This is a genomic window from Crocinitomix algicola (assembly GCF_001661595.2).
GTDB classification, from domain to species: domain Bacteria; phylum Bacteroidota; class Bacteroidia; order Flavobacteriales_D; family Crocinitomicaceae; genus Crocinitomix; species Crocinitomix algicola.
On sequence record NZ_LYPF02000001.1, the window covers coordinates 199,797 to 219,056 of the forward strand.

Sequence of the window (19,260 nt, forward strand, 5' to 3'; positions counted from 1 at the left end):
TAATTCTGAACAAAAATAGAATTAAGAGCGTAATTTACGGGTGTTTCAACAAGAAAATAAAAGAGGTTTTTATTTAAAACCTAGTTTTTAACGAATTTCAAGTGATAAAAAGTATCCACTGATTGAATATAAACCATATAAATCCCATTCGGGAGACTGCTAACATCGATGTGTTTTTCAGTTGAATGGATTAATTCTTTTCCTTGAATATCCATAATTCTTGCAGAAACTAAGTTGGCAACGTCAATGTTTACCTCATTTGATGCAGGATTCGGGAAAAGGTAAATCTCTTGTTGGTTGTTGTTTTCTGCTATTTCAGCAAACTCACTTCCGTAGAATTTAATGTCATCTAAAAGTAGTATAAACCCATCTTCTGTTATGTTCTTAAAAGCAACATGTATGTCTTGGTTAGCAAACCCTTTTTCGTCAATCCTAACACTTCTGGTGTGCCAATGTGGTGTTTCGTTATAAACACTAAGTAAGGTGTCGGTAAAATTTTCAATTTCTGGACCCATGGTAGAAAGTAAGACAACATAGCTATCTGGAAAAGAGGCGTCAACCGAACGACTTTCCCAAATTATGTTTGAATAAGAAGGGATGTTTATTAAAGGAGTTATCAAATAATCTTGGGATTGGCCAGATGGCTCATAAAAGGATGTGCTCCCGACGCAAATTACGGTATCAGTTTCATAACTAATCCAAGCGTTGTTGAAATAACTTACTTCTGGAGCTGGCTCTAATCCGTCTTTATCTTCCGTTATCCATGTCTCAGGAATGCCGTCATCAAAATTTTCTTCAAACAATAAAGTTTGTGAGTGACTAAAAAGATGGCTTGTGAGAAGTCCTAAAAGTAAAACGTTTCTTATCATAATATTATCGTATTCAATGCAAAAATAGAGATTCACTCCCTTGTGTGGAACTTTTTAACAGATTTTAGTAAGATTTATTATTCAAAAGATAGAATGAACAAATCTTCATCGTCTTTTTTAAAAAGATGTTCTTCTCTCGCATATTTTTCTAATTTACGAAGGTCCTCCAGCTGTTCAATAGATTCCTTGAGCTCAATGATTCCTGTTTTTTTACGCTCAATTTCATTTTCCAAGGACTCTACACGGTTCTGTCTATTAATTAATGTGACGATATCTGTGTCATGAAGAATTAAAATATAAACGACCACAAACAAGCTGGATAAAATATATTTATTCCGTATTTTTTTTGCAAAGTCTTTCACACAACAAAAATAACTTATAAGAATTGATGTCGATTTGTCTCGTATAAATCTTTTAAACAGTTATTATTTGAAAACAAGAATAGTCGTTTCGTTTTAGTTAGTTTTGTTAAAAAGAATAAATATGCTAGGATTAAAACTTCCAACTGATCCACGTTGGGTGAATATTGTCGAAGAAAATATTGATGAAATACTCACAGATCATGCTTGGTGTGAACAAAAGGCAGCTACGAATGCAATTGGTTTGATTATTCAAAACCCAGAAAGAACGGAACTAGTGGACGAACTAATAGTTGTTGCTAGGGAGGAGTTGGAGCATTTTGAGCAAGTTCATAATTTGATTAAAGCTAGAGGTAAAACATTGGGAAGAGAGTGTAAAGATGATTATGTCGGAGATTTGTATAAATTTATGAAGAAAGGACATAGTCGTCATATTTCTTTTATTGACAGGCTTTTGTTTTCGGCGATGATAGAAGCAAGAAGTTGTGAACGTTTTAAAGTCTTGTCGCAGAATATTCCAGATCAAGAATTGTCAAAGTTTTATCACGATTTAATGGTAAGTGAAGCAGGGCATTATACGATGTTTATAAAATTTGCGCGAAAATATAGTGAAGGTGTAGATGTCGAGAAACGATGGCAAGAATGGCTGGACTACGAAGCTGAAATAATTAAAAACTATGGGAAGCGCGAAACCGTTCATGGTTGACCTAAGCTAATTTTAATGTTTTCATTGTTATTATGGTTTTCAATGTTTTTTCACTAAATTGGTACAGTTTACTGTGGTAAATACCCAAAATTAATTTCATGGCCATAATGCAACCAAACTTACACACAATTTCCATAAAAGATGTTCTATACGGTCGTGAAACTGAATTGGATTTACTGAATTTGTATCACCAAAACTCTATGGATGGTGAGAAGATTATTGTTTTAATTAAAGGGAATTCTGGTGTTGGAAAAAGTTCATTAGCGAATAAGTTTGGATTAGACAGGTCAAAAGAGGGGGATTTGTTCGTAACGAGTAAATTAGAGATAAGTCGAGACAACCCACCTTATAATGCTTTGATTGAGGTTTTTAGATCAGTGGTCAATGAATGGTATCATTTATTAAAGAGTGGAAATAATAAGTTAAAAGCAACAATAGAAGAAGAACTTGGTGTCAATTTGGATTATTTCTGCCAGGTTTTTCCAAGAATCAAACATATGTTTGATTTGAAAGAGATGGCTTCGCAAACAACGGAAGAAGTTATTTTTAGAGGTCGACTAAACGAGATGTTATTGAGTCTAACTCGTGTGATCAATCGATACGATCAACCAGTAATTGCATTGCTCGATGATATCCAATGGACTGATAAAGGAACAGTTGAATTTTTTCGCTGCTGGCTTTCAGAAGGGAGTAATGAAAATCTTTTTTGGATATGTACTTTTCGTTCTGAAGATGATGACCGAGTTGTTTGGGCCCTAATTGAAGAAGTGTTGTTACCCTACTATAAAAGTAATATTCGACTTTTATTATTGCGTGGGTTAAAGTTGGTTGACATTCACAAGCTAATAAATCGTCATTTAAAAATCAAGCATGACGATGTTTCTGAATTAATTCAACTAATAGATAATGTAACAGGAGGTAATCCGTTGTATGTTAATATTTTCATTCAAGAGTTGTGTGCGAAACAAATCTTGGCTCGGGAGGAAGAAAGAGAGGGTTTTAGATGGACTTATCATCCACAACGATATAAAGACTTAAATAGAAGTATGAATATGTTGGAGGTGATTATTAGAAGAATCGAGTTTTTACCTCAAGAAACTATTAAGCTATTAGGAGTAGGAGCTGCAATAGGTAGTAGTTTTCATATCTCTCTAATCTCTGGAGTAAGTGAAAAACCCATTGAAACTGTGAAAGAGATTCTTATGCCTGCAGTTAACAAGGGAATTATTGAAGTGATTAATAATCAGAATAATTCAAATGCTCCAATAAAGTTTAGGTTTACTCATGATAAATTTCAAAATGTAACATATAGTTTGCTTTCGGAGGATAGAAAGAAATGGATTCATCAAGCAATCGGGAGAACATTTTCAGCTTCATTAGGTTATGCAGCTGAGGATAGAAATATATTCGATATAGTGAATCATTACAATCATTGCTATAATTATTTTAACGCTATTGATGAACGAAAAAAAATGGTTGAGATGAACTGCAACGCCGCGGAAAAAGCCATTAAGTTATGTTCATATGATCACGCGGTGGCATACTACAATAAAGCGATTCAAATAATTGATTCACACAAAGAAGAATGGGAAGACGATAAGATTTATCCTATCTATTTATCAGCGGGTCGAGCGGCTTTTCTAAATAAAGATTTTGTTTCTGCCGTGATGTTTTACGAATCTGCCCTGAAGTTTGCTCATTCTAACCTCGAAAAAGCGTATGTGTATTATCAATTTATAATCATGTATAATGATGTTGATGATACCGAATCTGTATTTGATAGTGCTTCAAAAGCTCTTAAATTGTTAAATTATCCCTTCAATTTTAATGTTTCTAAATTTCAATTATTTCTTTTATTCTGGAAGATCAATCGAAAAACAAAGAAAATAACACCGAATTCTTTAGTGAACTTTGTGAAGAATGATAGTCAAGAGGAAAACTTAATTGGTCAAATCTTGTTCGAATTATGGGTGCCTTCTTGGAGTGTGAACTTGAAAAGTTTGACTTATCTGAATTTAAAATGTCTCGAACTTACTTTACAAAAAGGATTATCTAACGGAAGTTATTTTGGTATTGTCGGTTACGGTGTTTTTTCTGGTTATTATAGTGGTAAAATAAAAAAAGGTTGGGAATGGGTTCAGGCGGGTTATAAAGTTGCTGAGGAAACAGATTTTCCAATCGTACTAGGAAAGGCTTTGGCTGCTGGCAGCACAGTATATGGTCATGCCATTCACGGTTATAAAAAAAATATAACAGTTTTAGAACGCAGTTATAGACTAAGTAAAAGTACTGGGGATTATATTACTGCTGCATATGTCAGTCTTGTAATGATTGAGAACTATCTATTAGCTGGTGTGAATCTCGACGAAGTTTGTCAAATTGCACAGAACAAACAAAGTTTTCTTAAAAGAACTGAGAATAAAACATACGTGACATTGAATAAAATAATGATGGTAATCCCAAAAACTCTTACAGATTCAAATTATGTTTGGACTTCTGAAATTGAGAGATTAAGTAAAAAGAACGATTATATCTTTACCTTGCATTTGAAAGTTAGGTGGTATGTTGTTCAATTATTTTTAGGGGTCCTTTTTAAAAATGTTGATGTAATTAATCGTGTTTTGAAGCACCCATTAGTGTTCTATAATAATGATATGACGCCGATTCAATATTTACGAATACTCACCGTAAGTTGTCTTCTAGTTCGAGATAAAAACAGATTTAAATTTAAAAAATCATTAAAGATATTGGCTGAATTTAAAAAACGTTTGACACCCTTATTGGAGGTGAATAATAAAGACTATTTTCATTTGGAAAGGTTTTTATCGGCAGCTGAACTTGAGTTAAAGGGTAAGCTCAATCAAGCAATTAAAATATATGAAATTGCTATTGAAGAAGCAGAAAAAGTCAATGCATGGCCGTTTTTAGGGATGTATGCCGAAGAGATAATAAGAATTTCTGAAGGAATCGAAAATCGTAATTTGGGTAAGATTTACTTTAAAAAAGCTATATTGGGATTTGCTAATTGGGGGGCAACGGTTAAGGTTGTTATGCTTGAAGACCAATTTCAAAACTGGTTAAAGAAAGAAGAACGTAAAATGTAATGAATCAAAGTAATAAAAAACCAATAACTAATGCACATGCTCATGTTTTTACCCATAAAAGTGTTCCGCCGTTTTTAGCCAAAACACTTGTCCTTTGGCCTTTTTATTATTTACTACATGTTCCAACTTTTGTAAGATTGTATAAGTTTTATGAACATCTAAATGCTAAAAAATATCATACTAGGGCAAAGCGAATTAAAAGAATAATTGTTCGAATAAAACGATTTATTCATCAACACTTCATTACTGGTCTAATTTATCGTCTGGTAATTTTGTGGTTAGGATTAACTTGCTTTTTCATATTTTATCACTTCTTAATTTCCATTCAAATTTTAGAGGGTGACACTATGTTAGAAGGTGAGTTGAACAATTTAGTCGAATTCCTAGAAGCAAATTCCTTATTATTCAAACGACCAGATTGGTTGCCTTATTCGATTAATTTGATTTTAGGTTTAATTATCCTATTGCTGGTAAAATCCGTTCAAAAGACAGTTTTATTTTTACTTAATCAAGTCAGAAAATTTCTTCATTTTTTACCTGGTGAGAAAACAAAAACGCTATTTAGGAGGTATGTAAAAATGGCAAAGTTTGCTTTGTACGGAAGTCAAAGTAATATTTATTCAAGGTTAAAAAGGCAATATCCACTCGGGTCCCATTTCATTCTGCTCTCTATGGATATGAAATACATGCAAGCAGGATCTATTGCAAAACATGGAACATTTTATAAACAGCTTGAAGAATTAAAAAAATTAAATCGCAAAAAAGAAATCCACTCATTTTTATTTATTGATCCGCGGAGAATTCGTGATAAGAAAGAAGGGAAGAGATTTTTCGATTACGAATTGAAAAATGAGAAAATAACATTGAAAGAGTCAATTGTCAAGCAATATTTAGAGGATGAAGGATTTGCAGGAATTAAAATTTATCCTGCTTTAGGCTATTTTCCATTTGATGAGGACTTATTGCCCTTATGGAAGTATGCAGCAGATAATAACATTCCTATTATGACACATGGTGTTAAAGGAGTAATTTATTATAGAGGGAAATTATTAAAGGAGTGGAATGAACATCCTGTTTTTAAGGAGTTTGTTGGGAGTGGTCGATATAGACAAATTCTTTTTGATGAGTTTAAAAATGTGGATTTTCAGGTAAACTTTACGCATCCAATGAATTATTTGTGTTTATTGGAAGAGCCGCTTTTGAGAATCCTAATTGGAAATGGTAAATCTGAGGAGAATAAAAAAATCTTTGGTTACACAAATTCAGAAACACCTTTAAAGTGGAATTTGAGCAACCTTAAAGTTTGTTTCGCGCATTATGGTGGTGCCGAAGAATGGAAAAAATTTTTAGAAAGAGATCGAGATAATTATGCGCAACAATTAATGTCGAAACCCGAAAGTGGTGTCTGGTTTGGGTTAAATGAGCATGGTGAAATTCCTTGGGGTCGATACGAGAACGTATGGAAGTATACAGATTGGTATTCGATTGTTTCAAGCATGATGATACAGTATGAGAATTTTTATGCAGATATTAGTTATATCGTTAGTGATCCGGATTTGTATCCAATGTTAGGAAGTACGATAGGTGAAGGAAGCGAATATGAAAATTATTTTACAAAAACATTAACCTATTCAAATAAGAATAAACTTAGGCAAAAAGTCCTCTTTGGTTCAGATTTTTATGTAGTTCGCAGTCAAAAGGCAGATAAGGATATTTTTATTGAATTAAAATCGTTTTTGTCGGAGAAAGATTTTGATTTAATTGCGCGAGAGAATCCCTATAAATACCTGAATAAGAATATTTAACAAAAAATTATTCGGTTCTTTTATTTTTTCGTTGTATATTAGACTGCAGTTCACCCAAAACGCATTATTTTCATATCAAATTATTGGCTCGTTTTGGGATGTTTTGCTCCCACTGTTGCTACCTTGCCCAATTTTTGGGTAAGGAGCAACATTACATAAATCAATTGATCTTTTTTAAATTTCTCCCGCCAGATTTTTTGACAAATAGCTTACGGTCCGAATTAAGTTGTTCAAGCGTATATTCCTTATCCGCAATTTCGGATAATTCTTGAAACCGCCGATCTGCTTTTAAAGCTAAGGGGTCTACTTGTAAAGCAGTATTGTTAAAACCTAATAATTTTAGACGCTCTAATTTTCTCAATCGAGATAGGGCAACATAACCTTGACCACGCTCAAATGTTTTACTCAAGTCGAGTTCTGCGGCGTCCAAGGTCATACCTTGACTTTTATGAACGGTAATGGCCCATGCTAAGCGCAGAGGGACTTGTTGATATGAAGCAATTGTTTGTCCGGTATCGTTTGTAACGGTCCATTCTTCAAGACTTGCAGTAATTTCGTTATTGTCTAGCGTTTTCACCACTGGAAATCCGATATCTGAATAATCTATAACTTCGCCTAATGTGCCATTTATAAAGTCTTTTTCAGGATTGTTTTTTACAAACATCACTTTTGCACCGATTCTAATTGCCATATCATCCGATGTCAAAACACTTCTCTTTAGAATATCAACTACGTTCTTTTCTCCTTTTGTTTTAGCCTTAAAATAACGACTTTTTCCAGGTAATGCCAAAAGATGCTCGTTATTGATAAAATCAACATCTTTATTATGTGTGTAAAGTTTTGTTGGTGTAATATCTTTAGGGAATTCAGTAGTTGCAGCATTTTTTAAATGATTTACAGCTACAGTGCTCACTTTTCCTTTTCTAATTTCATCCAAAATTACACTCAAATAGTCATTTTCTTGTCTAAATTGTTCGGTCAAATAACATATGGTGAATTCAGCAAATTGCCAAGCATCACTCATAAAAGCAAATTTATCTTTACTTTTTTCTGTATAGTCGCCAATAGGGGGCAATTGAAAAAAATCTCCTGTTAAAATTATTTGCACTCCTCCGAAAGCAGCGTTATTATCTCTACAATAAGATAATATGTGATGAATAGAATTTAACTGATCACGATGAAGCATTGAAATTTCATCTATGATGAGTACTTTCGTCTTATTAAACCTTTCTCGAATCGATTTTTGCTTTTTTAAATAACTTAATTCTTTCTCGGTTATTTTTTGCTTAATTCCTAGTCCAGCCCAAGAATGAATAGTGACACCCTGTATATGGGTGGCAGCAATACCTGTAGATGCCGTGACAGCAACGTTTATTTTTGCATCTTTTAGGTGTTGAATGAATTGGTTAAGTACATAGGTTTTACCTGTTCCTGCCGAACCAGTTAAAAATATATTCTTTCCTGATTTTAATAATGCTAAGGCCTTTTCTTGCTTCATAATTCTCGTTGGACAAAGTTAAAATTCATTATGAATGGAGCTTTAGTTTTCTTTTGGAAATCAAAAAAAAATCAAGGTACTGTTGAATTATGGGGTTAGCTGGATCTTTTTAATTAACAGTTTTTAACGAAGGCAATTCACATAAAATTCTTTACTTCGTAGTCTATATATGAAAACAGCTCAATTCATACTTTATTTGTTTCCATTCCTTGTATTAGCTCAAGCCCCCAGTTATAATGACTCACTCATTACTATTAAGGGTCAAGTTCTTGATACTAATTACAATGTTGGGTCCTATAGTGCATTGATTTTAAATAAATCAACGGGTAAGGGCTTTTTTGGGAACTATGATGGAAGCTTTACAATCAAGGTTAAAAAGAGTGATTTAATTGGTGTTTCTGTTCAGGGCTATAAAACAGTTTATATCTCATATGCAGACAGCGCATTCAAAAGTGTATATAAGAATGTGTTTTATTTAAGGGAACTTTCTTATCAGGCAAAAGAGGTTATTGTAAGGCCAATGAAAACACTTGAAGAGTTAAAGGAAGAACGAGCTTTGATCGAAAAAAGAGAGGTGCCCGAACTGAAAGCAGTCAATGCAATTTCAAGTCCTATCACTGCATTATATGTGGCCTTTAGTAAGCGGGAGAGAACGAAAAGAATGGTTGCTGAAATGGAATATCAGGATCGTCAAGAAGATGTGCTGAGAGAAATCTTAAAGGTATATGTTCATCATGATATCTTTGAACTTTCAGAAGACGATTTTGATGAATTTATACGTTTTTTAAACCTTGACCCTCAATTTTTAGCTTCTGCAAACGATATGGATCTTGTCTTGTATATACGTGCAAGATTTAATCAATTTCAGAAAATAAAATCAGGTTATTAAGTGAATTAAATTAGCTTTTTATTCCGGTATATACAAAAGCCGGTGGAATATTAATAGGAACAAAATTTAAATGAATAGATCCAAACTTTAGCTCTAATAATTTTTTTGCATTTAACGAGTACTGATACTGAACGTACACACCTCCCTTTCTTAAAACATCAAACGCTTTAATTATTATTCTTTTTTTAATTTGCTCTGGAATTACAGCAAGAGGTAGAGAGGAAAGGATAGCGTCTGCAGAACCTATTTTGTGGTCTTGCAATATTTTGTCAATATTGTCTGCACTTTCTCGAAGGAGGATAATGCGCTCGTCTTTGAATTTGTTTTTTAGAAACGAATGAAACTCACTGTTTAATTCAATCACAAATATTTTGCAATCAGGATTTGCTCGTTTTAGCAATTCTTCGGTGAATACACCTGTGCCAGGCCCAAACTCAACTATTGTTTTCGCTGAATTAAAGTCGATTTTGTCACACATTTTTTTTACTAAAAAACGGGAACTTGGAGCTAATGCTCCGACTTGTTTTCGTTCTTTTATGAATGTTCGTAAGAACTTACCTTTTTGTTTGCTTTCTTGTTCCAATTTATTCAATTATTGAGAGTTTCCCTTCGTTAAAAATTCCGTAGACTTCTCCTGTCAATTCCTCGCCCACAAGAGGTGTATTCTTAGATTTTGAAATAATATCTTCCGACTTTAATTCCTTTTTAATCGATGGGTTAAATAAAGTTAAGTTAGCCACCTTACCAACTTGAATCGAATTATCACTTAAGCCAAATACTCTTCTAGGTTTAGAACTAATCAAATCAATTCTTTCCGAAAGGGTAAGTGACTCTAATTTATTTAATTGAGCAAATAATGTCTGAACTCCAATAATTCCAAAAGCCGCTTGATCAAATTCTACTTCTTTATTTTCAATGTCTTCTGGAGTATGGTCAGAACATACAAAATCAATTGTACCATCTTTAAGACCTTCGATGAGCGCATCTCTATCACTTGCAGAACGTAGTGGAGGTAAAACTTTATACATCGAATCAAAAGCAAACATTTCCTCTTCGGTATAAATCAAATTGTGGATGTAAACATCTGCCGTGATTTGAAGTCCTTCAGATTTTGCCTTACGAATTAATTCAACCCCCTCTTTAGTAGAAATTCCGGTAAAATGTAGTTCACCATTCGTGTAACGAACTAGATTTAGGTCTCTTTCAATCGTCATGGATTCAGCTATGGATGGGATAGCTTTTAAACCGGTTGAAACACTTGTTATTCCTTCGTGAATATAACCTTCACCAAAAATGCTTGAATCATAGGGGAATGATATGATTTTTCCGTTAAAATTTTTAGCATAGAGTAGTGCTCTATACAAAATCCCACCATGTAAAGGAGAGCTTACATCCGTAAAACCTATGGCGCCCGCATTTTTTAAATCATACATTTCAGATAGGTTTTTACCTTCCATGTTTTCCGTTAAGGTTGCAAAAGGATATACTGAAACATTGTTTCCAAGCCCTTTCATTTTTAAATATTCTATTTGCGATTTATTCGAAATAGCAGGACTAGTATTTGGGCTTATTCCAACGGCCGTCATTCCACCTGCTAAAGCCGCATTTAATCCTGATAGTAAATCTTCTTTTATCTCATTTCCCGGATCACAAAAATTAACTTTCGCGTCGAACCAACCTGATGATATATGTAAATCGTTTTTCTCGATAATTTGGTCGACCGGTTCATTAATCTCTGGTGCAATTTTTTCTATTACACCGTTGTTAATTAAAACATCTTGTTTGTCTTTGTACGTATTCTTGGAAGAAACAATTGTACACGATTTTAACACTATCTTCATAATTCAACGCTATCAGTTTAGCCTTTCCAAAATTTAAGGAGTAAAATTTCAATTCCTATAAAAACTAATGCCAAAATTAGTAGAATTCTCCAGTATTCTTGAGCTTTTATCTGATTAATTTGGACACTTCCAGAACCGGAAATTTCTAATTCACTTGCGTTTGTCCAACCTATTGATTGAAAGTTGTCTAAAAGTTCAGGTCCTTTCAAAGATTTGATATTGGACTCTATCCGATTGTAATTAACGCCTATTATCTCATTAAACGTTCCATGATCTGTAAGTTTATAAAATCCAGCAGTATGAATTGCATCTTCGAGATGATTAAATGAAACCATTTGTACTTTCCCCTTACTAATCACTTCAGGAATAACATCTACCTTTTCTTTTTCATTAATTAAATGAATCGGTTGTTGTTCAGTTAGTTCATGATATACAGGAAAATTATCCATAGCTCCAATTGTCGTAAAAAGTGGCTTTCTGAAAGTTGCTGTTTCGGCAAGTCTCAAAAATGTTGCTGCAAAAAGCGCATGATTTTGAATGTTTGTAAAGTCGCTGATAAAAGGGCTTGCCGCAAATACAATTCGACCTGAATTTTTACTTTTGTATAATAAATATGGGGAAGTAGGGGCCGCTCCAAATAAAGTAATATAATCCTGTAATCCGGTAAGGCTGAGTTGATAATGTTTGAAAGTGATTGGGTTTTTAAAATTATTTGGTTTACTGGTGAAAACACCTGTATAAAGAGGGTCTTCATCATTAAAATAACGAAGTTGTAAATCATTTGTATCCAACGCGTTAATTGTCGGTAGCTGATGATTTGATAAAAAATCATTCCAATTCGTACGATCCACAGCTGTTCCTGGGATAAGCACTACAGTCCCTCCATTTTCCAATTTCTGGTTTAACAACCCCTTAATGCCATTAGGAATTTTGTTGATTCCGTTTAATATGATGAGTTCATTTTCTTCAATTAATTCAGGTTTAACATTATTTATCGATGAAATTGTGGTTTGGTAATATTCATCAAGACTGTATAATTGTTCAAGGTTTTTTGATTTGGTTTCTTCTTCTTGTACTACTAGTATATTTACTGCTTCTTTTATTGTATAAGTAAAGTAAAAATGATCATCAAAAAACAATTGACCCGTTTGAATTGATATTTCTCCGGTTTTTATACCTGAAGTTCGGTCAGTAAAAGTTATTTGATCTTCAATGAACGAATTAGCCGCTATTGAAATTCGTTTTGGGCTTGGTTCGTTGCCATCTATTTTTAATCTAACCGATAAGTTTTCTACAGGCGATTCAGAGTTGTTTCGTATTCTAAAATGTACATCTACAGGAGTTTTTACGCGATGAACAGGACTTTCGAACCAAACAGTATCAATAAAAATGTTTTCTTCTATAGCTGGTTTAGCTTGATAGTAATAAGTTTGAATTTCTGACAAATTTAAATTTTCTAATGAATTAGTGGATGCTTGAAAATCACTAAAAATAAAGAGTCTTTGATTCGCATTTTCGAATGAGTTTTTAAAGAGGTCAGCTTGAAGTCGAATAACATCCTCTAGTGCTGTTGAACGTGCAGAAAAACCAATTTCTTTAATTATTTCTATGGCTTCACTTTTGGAGTAGAAACGCTGATGTATCGAAAGTAAATCGCCGGTTAAAACATTAACTTTTTCATCTTTATCAAGTGTTTGAACAAGGTCAATTGCTTGATTTTTTAGCTCGTTCAGTAAGTTTCCATCGCTACCTTCAGCTTGTAAACTAAACGAATTGTCAATATAAATTGATGTAAGGTTCTTCGTCTTTTCCCCACTTTTTGAAGGGATAAAGGGTTGTGCAAAAGCTAAAATTAAGCAGGAAAGAAATAAAAGTCGTGAAAATAGAACAAGTAGATGTTTAAGTTGATTCCCAGATTTTGAATCCTCTACAACTTCTTGCAAAAACTTAACCCTTGAAAAATAAACTGTTTTATACCGACGAAAATTGAACAAATGGACTATAACAGGAAGGAGTAAAACCAAAAAGGCCCAGAGAAATGTCGGGTACACAAAAGTCATATCACAAATATGCAAATAAGGATTCGAATTTTAAGAGTTAGAAAAGGAATTAATTACGAATTTATAAACAGTTATGCTGTTAATTGTTTAATATCCCTGAAACGCCTATGCCAAACAATGCGTAATCATAATGGCAAGGGTCATTTGGGTTATACTCCTTTAATTGAGACATAAGTTCTTCTAATGCTTTCCAATCGTTCTGTTTTCTTTTGAGTAATCCCAGTTGACGAGCAACGTTACCCGTGTGCACATCTAATGGGATATAAAGTTCTGATGGTTTTATCTTGTTCCATAATCCAAAGTCCACGCCTTTATTATCGTCCCTAACCATCCAACGTAAAAACATATTAATTCTTTTCGCAGCAGAACCCTTTAACGGGTTGGATATGTGTTTTTCACTTCTTTGTTCATGAGTGGTTTTTAAAAACACTTTTCGAAACCCATATATTCGTTCGCTCATAATCTTTGAGGTACAAAATGCTTGTTCTAATCCTCCATTGTAGTCCTTATAAATTGAGCGTAGTGAAAGAATAAAAAATTGCAAATCTTGAGTGTTAAATGTACGGTGCACAAAATGTAAGTCCTGCAAGTCCTTTTCGCTTGCGTTTATAATGAACTCATACGGTTGTCCACCCATAATGTCCACAAGCTTATTACCATTTTTTATAATAGACTTTCTGTTTCCCCAAGAAATTGTGGCAATGATAAAACCAATACTTTCAATATCTTTTCGTTCGGAAAATTGATGGGGTATACTTATTGGGTCATCTTCAATAAAGCTTTTATTATTGAAACGGTCTGCGTAAAAATCTAAATACTCTTTGAGTTCTTTCTGCATCCTGATGAAATTTAGTCTTGTCTAGATGATAATACCATCCCGCATTTCTAATTTACGGTCAGACATTTCTGCTAACTCTCTGTTATGAGTAACAATCACAAAGGTTTGTTCCATTTCTTCTTTCAACTTAAAAAACAACTCGTGAAGCTCTCTAGAGTTGTTTGAGTCTAAATTACCAGACGGTTCGTCAGCAAAGATAATAGATGGATTGTTTATCAATGCTCGAGCGACTGCTACTCGTTGCTGTTCTCCGCCGGATAACTCAGAAGGTTTATGGTTTAAACGATGACCTAAACCAAGGTAATCTAATAGTTCTTGACCTCGACTAATTGCATCATTCTTCGATTTATTGCCGAGTAAAGCAGGGATAATTACATTTTCAATTGCCGAAAACTCTGGTAGTAATTGGTGGAATTGAAAAATAAACCCAAGTTTTTCATTCCGAAACTTAGCTAATTGATTGCCTTTTAGTTCATTGGTTGTTACACCATCAATTATTACTTCACCTGAATCAGGAAAATCTAAAGTTCCTAAGATTTGAAGTAAAGTGGTTTTTCCAGCTCCGGAAGAACCAACAATCGAAACAACCTCTTGTTTTTGAATTTCTAAGTCAATTCCTTTTAAGATGGAGAGTTCTCCATATTTTTTATAAATTTTATTTGCACTCAACATAGGTGGCTAAAAATAGGTAGATTTGCTGGTATATTTTGTATCTTTATTGAAGTGTTTGAAGAAAATGAAAATATTTATCCCGTAAAGCCCGAACTATTAAAGGGGACTTCCCGCAAAAACGCGGTGTATTTAATTCTATTGTTAATTGCTTTAATGAGTGTTATAGTTGACTATAATTTAAATACTTACATCGTTTTATTTGAAGTGCTTTTTGTATTGTTTCTTCATGAGTTAGGCCATTTTTTTATGATGAAATACTTTAAAGTTCAAGCGCAAGGAATGTTTTTTATGTCTTTCCTAGGAAGACAAATAAAGTCGCTACGCCTTAGTGACTCACAAAAGGAACAAACATTAATAAATTTAATGGGACCATTGCCTGGTATATTGATTGGTGTTGGTTTATTTTTAGTTGTTGAAAATGGTTTTAATAACTATTATTTACTAGAGTTGTCTTATATCTTTATAGCAATAAACTTATTGAATCTTGTACCAATTGACCCTTTTGATGGTGGGAGGATTATTGGTGGTTTTTTCTTTTGTAAAAACGATCAATACCGAATGGTTTTCACTTTGATTTCTTCTTTAGCTTTTATTGGTGTTGGGGTATATTTTCAGTTTGTTCCTCTTATGATATTTGGATTCCTTATGGGGCTAAAAGTACGCAGTCTACAAAAAAGTCAGGAACTCCATGAAAACCTGGAAGAGACAAATGTTAATTATAAAAAGACTTACGAGGATTTAACTGATAGAGAGTATTGGAAAATAAGGAAAGCATTTTTAAAAAAGAACCCTAAGTTGGAGGAAATGATTCCTTCAGGTTATACTTTATGGGAAAATGAGCGATTATTAGTTGAACAAGTTCGTCAAATTTTAAGAATAAAAACAAAACCTGACTTATCGGTATTAGCTAAATTTGGTATATTAATAATTATGGCAGCCTTAGTGGTTGTTCCTGCTTACTTGCTGTATCAAAACAGAGAAATTTTCGATTGGTATTTAGATAGAACAAATGCTTAAGATTGGAGATTTTGTTTCAGTATTGAAGGACACCATTAAGGGTAGGGTGGTTGACTTTAATGGAATTAGAGTTCTAATAGAAGATACGGATGGTTTTGAACGTTCGTATTTAGCAAACGAATTGGTGGCTTTAAATGATGAAAAATCATATAGAATTACGAAAAATATTCCTCAAAAAGATGAGCAAGCCAATCAAAGATCAAGAAATGATTTGCAATCAGCAATTCAAATCCCAGAAATCGATTTGCATATTGAAGAGTTAATCGATACAACGGTGAACCTTACAAATTATGAAATCGTTCAAATTCAACTCAATGCTTGTAAAAAATTTGTTCTGAAACACCTTAATTCAAAATCGCAAAAAATTATAATTATTCATGGCAAGGGAACAGGAGTTCTTAAAGGCGAAATTCGAGCTTTTTTACATGATATATCGATTGATTTAGAAAAAACTATAAGATATCATGACGCATCTTATAATTCTTACGGAATTGGTGGAGCAACAGAAGTTTTGTTCTTGTAGTAGATTATAATTTCATTGATTTACAGTTAAGTTATTAACAATTCGATTCGTTATTCTGAATGTCGAAAATCAATGCTCGAATATAAGAGTCGTGCAATTCAAAAAAGACTTACAAAAATCCTGAAGTTATTGACTATTAGAACTATTTTCTCAATATCAATTTTGCTTTTGGAATTTAAATTACTTATAAAGCAATGATAGACAGATTTTTAATGTTGATTTAAGTGTTTTAAAATATTACCTTATTAATAAAAAACCTTCACAATTGTAGGCATGTTTAGGAAATCATTTTCAATTGTTCAAACATCGATTCATGTTCTTATAGTGACTGAATTCTTACAATAGAAGGTTCCGTAATTATAATGAAATGTAGATAACTTGAGTGAACCCTCAGAATATCAATCCATTTTTTTTATTATTTTCGCTTAAGAATTTTGTAATTTACTATTAACCTCACTTATTGATTATAATGAGCAATCATAATAGAAGTAAATATAGCTTAAGTCTTTTTTGTGCTTTCATTTTTTCTTTTAGTGGATTTTCACAAAACTTAACTGTAACAAATTATGCAGGAAATGGGACTTCTGTGTTTTCGGCAGGTAACCAAGCATTAGAAACTGGCTTTGATGTTCCCTCAGGAATGGCTGTGGATAGTGAAGGAAATATTTACTTTTTTGTGGCTGGTGTATTGTCAGAAGAAGCTTCGGGACTTTATAAAATAGATGCGGAAACCAATGAGTTAGAAAAAGTACTTACTGGTGTGTCAGGAATTTCTGGAGTTGATGTAGATAAAGACGATAATGTCTATTTCTGTTTTGGAATTGCTGGTGATTTAGAACCTAACCCTGAGTATATTTACTATATAAACGGTGAAACTGGTGAGATAGATACACTTGCTGGAAATGGAATTGATGGTGTTCCTGTAAATGGGGCCTTGGCAAGATCAACACCAATGGGTAACTCCGGAGGTTTAAAGGTTGACCCAAATAGTGAATATTTGTATTACAGTGCTGTTTTTGGTGGTAAAAATTTCATACAAAGAATTAATTTAGATACCAGAGTAACCACTCGTGTTGCTGGGGTAGGTGGACCAGATGGCGCAGGGGATATTCCTGATGGAACTTTAGCTTTGGAGGCAGACATTAACTTGGGAGTTGGCTTAGCTTGGGATAGTTACGGAAATCTTTATTTTAATACGATAAATGCTCGAACCAAAGTAATTAAAGCAGATGATAATAAAATATATCATGTTGCTGGAACTGGGGAAAGTGAGTATAATGGTGATGATATTCCAGCTGCAGAAGCTGCTCTAAACAACATAGGTTCAGGGTTGTATATAAATCAAAATAACGAATTGTTTATTTGTGATCGAAACAATAATAGAATAAGAACAATAGATCTGTTTCCAGCATCTGGTGAACCAATGATTACAACTTTTTGCGGCACTGGTTTTGAAGAAGGGGACGGAGAAAACCCAAGTGGAGATTTGGAAAATGGTTTTTTTAAAGATTTAGATGAAGCGAATGTTTCACCAACTGATATTTTGAATTATAATGGTGAGCTGTATTTTACGGATATCGGTGTGAATCGAATTCGAAAAATTAGAGCTTGTGAACAGCCGGTTTTTGAGAGTGTTAGTGCTAGTTCGAACGAAGTGTGTAACGGTGAAAATGTAATACTCACAGTTGATGGTGAACTCGGGGATGGAAGCAATTGGGCATGGTATAGTGATGAATGTGGAATCGGTACTACTCCGGAAAGTACAAATCCAAATTACGAAGTTCAGATTAACGAATCCACAACGTTTTTCGTTGCAGCGGTTGGTGGATGTCTTTCAAATGAGGTCTGCAAGGAAATTGACATAGAGGTGACTTGTAAAGAATTTTATAATGCTTTTTCCCCTAACCGTGATGGAGTGAATGAATTCTTAGAAATACCAGCAATTGGCAATTACAACACTAACACCGTAATAATATATAATAGATGGGGGCAAGAAATTACACGAGTAACAGATTATAACAATGAAGACAAAGCATGGTTCGGCACCTATAACGGAACAAGTGAAGGAGATGTGGTTGATTCTGGAACTTATTTCTTCACCGCTGAAGCTGATGGAGAGATTATTGTTTCTGGTTGGGTTCAAGTTGTAAAATAAATAAGGATGAAGAGATTTATACTTTTATTTTTAATGGCGATAAACGGGAATATTTTTGCTCAACAAGAAGCAATTTATAGCCAATACATGTTTAATCAATTCGTTATTAATCCAGCATATGCGGGATCGAGAAATTCAATGAGCGCGGTAATTTTGCATCGTTCAAGATGGACTGGAATGGATGGCAGTCCTACGACTTCTACTTTTTCTGTTCACTCTGGAGTTAAAAACTCTAATTTGGCATGGGGTGCAAATTTTGCGAGTGATAAACTTGGTGTGACTTCAAATACTTTCTTTGCAGCGTCCGGAGCCTATCACGTTCGTATGACAAGAGGTAAGTTAGCCTTTGGATTACGTATTGGTGCATATAATAGTTCTATCAACACAAACACGCTAGATTTTAAAGACAAAACGGATATTTTCAATATCGGTGAAAGTCGAAGTTCATTAACGCCATCGGCCGATTTTGGTGTTTACTATTATACACGTAAATTTTATGTAGGTTTTTCTCTGAATCACATGGGGAATAGAGAGATTGAATTTGATGATTTCTCTGACGCTACCTTTAATCTTTCAACTTATGCTACACTAGGTTTAGGTTATGCCATGGTTTTAAATGATAACTTGACTTTAAAGCCTTCTTTTTTACTTAAAAACACGACGAATACAAGAGCGAACTTAGATTTAAATTTGAGCGCATTAATCTATGACCGTGTTTGGTTAGGGGTTTCTTTTCGTAATCAATCAAACATTAATTTTTTAATCGATGTCAATATTACGGATTATCTGAGAATAGGTTATTCTTATGACTCTTTTATCAATAAATTGAATTCTGTAGCCGTTGGTGCTCATGAAGTTTTTGTCGGGTTTGATTTTGCTTTTAATAAACCCAAAACTGTTTCACCACGATATCTCTAAATACGA

General features: G+C 33.5%; 16 protein-coding genes. 8 read left to right on the forward strand and 8 right to left on the reverse strand.

Features of this window, described 5'->3' with window-relative positions:
* Nucleotides 1-80 precede the first annotated feature (80 nt).
* Complete coding sequence (locus A8143_RS00855) at nucleotides 81-869, reverse strand: T9SS-dependent choice-of-anchor J family protein (RefSeq protein WP_070137054.1); 789 nt, start codon at nucleotides 867-869, stop codon at nucleotides 81-83.
* A 77-nt stretch (nucleotides 870-946) separates the two neighbouring features.
* A complete protein-coding gene (locus A8143_RS00860) occupies nucleotides 947-1,231 on the reverse strand; it encodes a septum formation initiator family protein (protein WP_070137056.1) in 285 nt (94 codons plus the stop codon).
* Between the two features lie 121 nt (nucleotides 1,232-1,352).
* Between A8143_RS00860 and miaE the strand changes: the two genes are divergently transcribed.
* The 3 genes from miaE to A8143_RS00875 all read left to right on the forward strand — a co-directional run bounded on the left by miaE (nucleotide 1,353) and on the right by A8143_RS00875 (nucleotide 6,843).
* Nucleotides 1,353-1,934, forward strand: a complete 582-nt coding sequence (miaE, locus tag A8143_RS00865; RefSeq protein WP_070137058.1) for a tRNA-(ms[2]io[6]A)-hydroxylase — start codon at nucleotides 1,353-1,355, stop codon at nucleotides 1,932-1,934.
* A 98-nt stretch (nucleotides 1,935-2,032) separates the two neighbouring features.
* A complete protein-coding gene (locus A8143_RS00870) occupies nucleotides 2,033-5,038 on the forward strand; it encodes an ATP-binding protein (protein ID WP_070137060.1) in 3,006 nt (1,001 codons plus the stop codon).
* Complete coding sequence (locus A8143_RS00875) at nucleotides 5,038-6,843, forward strand: amidohydrolase family protein (RefSeq protein ID WP_070137062.1); 1,806 nt, start codon at nucleotides 5,038-5,040, stop codon at nucleotides 6,841-6,843. Before A8143_RS00870 ends, A8143_RS00875 begins: the two co-directional genes overlap by 1 nt.
* Before the next feature lie 160 nt (nucleotides 6,844-7,003).
* On the opposite strand, the gene A8143_RS00880 is transcribed toward A8143_RS00875, so the two are convergent.
* Nucleotides 7,004-8,341 carry a PIF1 family DEAD/DEAH box helicase gene (locus tag A8143_RS00880; protein ID WP_070137064.1) on the reverse strand — a complete coding sequence of 446 codons (1,338 nt, stop codon included), beginning with the start codon at nucleotides 8,339-8,341 and terminating at the stop codon, nucleotides 7,004-7,006.
* A gap of 169 nt (nucleotides 8,342-8,510) precedes the next feature.
* On the opposite strand from A8143_RS00880, the gene A8143_RS00885 reads away from it, so the two are divergent.
* Nucleotides 8,511-9,230, forward strand: a complete 720-nt coding sequence (locus A8143_RS00885) for a hypothetical protein (protein ID WP_070137066.1) — start codon at nucleotides 8,511-8,513, stop codon at nucleotides 9,228-9,230.
* A 10-nt stretch (nucleotides 9,231-9,240) separates the two neighbouring features.
* Here the strand turns inward: A8143_RS00885 and A8143_RS00890 are convergent, their stop codons facing one another.
* The 5 genes from A8143_RS00890 to A8143_RS00910 all read right to left on the reverse strand — a co-directional run bounded on the left by A8143_RS00890 (nucleotide 9,241) and on the right by A8143_RS00910 (nucleotide 14,641).
* Nucleotides 9,241-9,822, reverse strand: a complete 582-nt coding sequence (locus A8143_RS00890) for a class I SAM-dependent methyltransferase (protein ID WP_083261163.1) — start codon at nucleotides 9,820-9,822, stop codon at nucleotides 9,241-9,243.
* The gene (locus A8143_RS00895) at nucleotides 9,815-11,071 is read right to left on the reverse strand and encodes a dihydroorotase (RefSeq protein ID WP_070137068.1); all 1,257 of its coding nucleotides are present in this window, start codon (nucleotides 11,069-11,071) and stop codon (nucleotides 9,815-9,817) included. The genes A8143_RS00890 and A8143_RS00895 overlap by 8 nt, the downstream gene beginning before the upstream one ends.
* A 17-nt stretch (nucleotides 11,072-11,088) precedes the next feature.
* Nucleotides 11,089-13,131: a vWA domain-containing protein gene (locus A8143_RS00900; protein WP_070137070.1), complete on the reverse strand. Its 2,043-nt coding sequence runs from the start codon at nucleotides 13,129-13,131 to the stop codon at nucleotides 11,089-11,091.
* A gap of 79 nt (nucleotides 13,132-13,210) precedes the next feature.
* Nucleotides 13,211-13,969 (reverse strand): TIGR02757 family protein, encoded by a 759-nt coding sequence (locus tag A8143_RS00905; RefSeq protein WP_070137072.1) that lies wholly within the window; start codon nucleotides 13,967-13,969, stop codon nucleotides 13,211-13,213.
* A 21-nt stretch (nucleotides 13,970-13,990) separates the two neighbouring features.
* Complete coding sequence (locus A8143_RS00910; protein WP_070137074.1) at nucleotides 13,991-14,641, reverse strand: ABC transporter ATP-binding protein; 651 nt, start codon at nucleotides 14,639-14,641, stop codon at nucleotides 13,991-13,993.
* A gap of 138 nt (nucleotides 14,642-14,779) precedes the next feature.
* Between A8143_RS00910 and A8143_RS00915 the strand changes: the two genes are divergently transcribed.
* The 4 genes from A8143_RS00915 to A8143_RS00930 all read left to right on the forward strand — a co-directional run bounded on the left by A8143_RS00915 (nucleotide 14,780) and on the right by A8143_RS00930 (nucleotide 19,254).
* Complete coding sequence (locus A8143_RS00915) at nucleotides 14,780-15,658, forward strand: site-2 protease family protein (protein WP_139134225.1); 879 nt, start codon at nucleotides 14,780-14,782, stop codon at nucleotides 15,656-15,658.
* Nucleotides 15,651-16,181 carry a Smr/MutS family protein gene (locus tag A8143_RS00920; RefSeq protein ID WP_070137078.1) on the forward strand — a complete coding sequence of 177 codons (531 nt, stop codon included), beginning with the start codon at nucleotides 15,651-15,653 and terminating at the stop codon, nucleotides 16,179-16,181. The genes A8143_RS00915 and A8143_RS00920 overlap by 8 nt, the downstream gene beginning before the upstream one ends.
* Nucleotides 16,182-16,650: 469 nt before the next feature.
* Nucleotides 16,651-18,336 carry a T9SS type B sorting domain-containing protein gene (locus tag A8143_RS00925; RefSeq protein ID WP_070137080.1) on the forward strand — a complete coding sequence of 562 codons (1,686 nt, stop codon included), beginning with the start codon at nucleotides 16,651-16,653 and terminating at the stop codon, nucleotides 18,334-18,336.
* A 6-nt stretch (nucleotides 18,337-18,342) separates the two neighbouring features.
* Nucleotides 18,343-19,254, forward strand: coding sequence for a PorP/SprF family type IX secretion system membrane protein (locus A8143_RS00930; protein WP_083261164.1), 912 nt, complete (start codon nucleotides 18,343-18,345; stop codon nucleotides 19,252-19,254).
* Nucleotides 19,255-19,260 lie beyond the last annotated feature (6 nt).

Excerpts from the sequence above, each read along its gene's own strand:
- A8143_RS00855 (WP_070137054.1), bottom strand. The coding sequence starts at position 869 with ATGATAAGAAACGTTTTACTTTTAGGACTTCTCACAAGCCATCTTTTT.
- miaE (WP_070137058.1), top strand. The coding sequence starts at position 1,353 with ATGCTAGGATTAAAACTTCCAACTGATCCACGTTGGGTGAATATTGTC.
- A8143_RS00870 (WP_070137060.1), top strand. The coding sequence starts at position 2,033 with ATGGCCATAATGCAACCAAACTTACACACAATTTCCATAAAAGATGTT.
- A8143_RS00875 (WP_070137062.1), top strand. The coding sequence starts at position 5,038 with ATGAATCAAAGTAATAAAAAACCAATAACTAATGCACATGCTCATGTT.
- A8143_RS00880 (WP_070137064.1), bottom strand. The coding sequence starts at position 8,341 with ATGAAGCAAGAAAAGGCCTTAGCATTATTAAAATCAGGAAAGAATATA.
- A8143_RS00885 (WP_070137066.1), top strand. The coding sequence starts at position 8,511 with ATGAAAACAGCTCAATTCATACTTTATTTGTTTCCATTCCTTGTATTA.
- A8143_RS00895 (WP_070137068.1), bottom strand. The coding sequence starts at position 11,071 with ATGAAGATAGTGTTAAAATCGTGTACAATTGTTTCTTCCAAGAATACG.
- A8143_RS00900 (WP_070137070.1), bottom strand. The coding sequence starts at position 13,131 with ATGACTTTTGTGTACCCGACATTTCTCTGGGCCTTTTTGGTTTTACTC.
- A8143_RS00905 (WP_070137072.1), bottom strand. The coding sequence starts at position 13,969 with ATGCAGAAAGAACTCAAAGAGTATTTAGATTTTTACGCAGACCGTTTC.
- A8143_RS00910 (WP_070137074.1), bottom strand. The coding sequence starts at position 14,641 with ATGTTGAGTGCAAATAAAATTTATAAAAAATATGGAGAACTCTCCATC.
- A8143_RS00920 (WP_070137078.1), top strand. The coding sequence starts at position 15,651 with ATGCTTAAGATTGGAGATTTTGTTTCAGTATTGAAGGACACCATTAAG.
- A8143_RS00925 (WP_070137080.1), top strand. The coding sequence starts at position 16,651 with ATGAGCAATCATAATAGAAGTAAATATAGCTTAAGTCTTTTTTGTGCT.
- A8143_RS00930 (WP_083261164.1), top strand. The coding sequence starts at position 18,343 with ATGAAGAGATTTATACTTTTATTTTTAATGGCGATAAACGGGAATATT.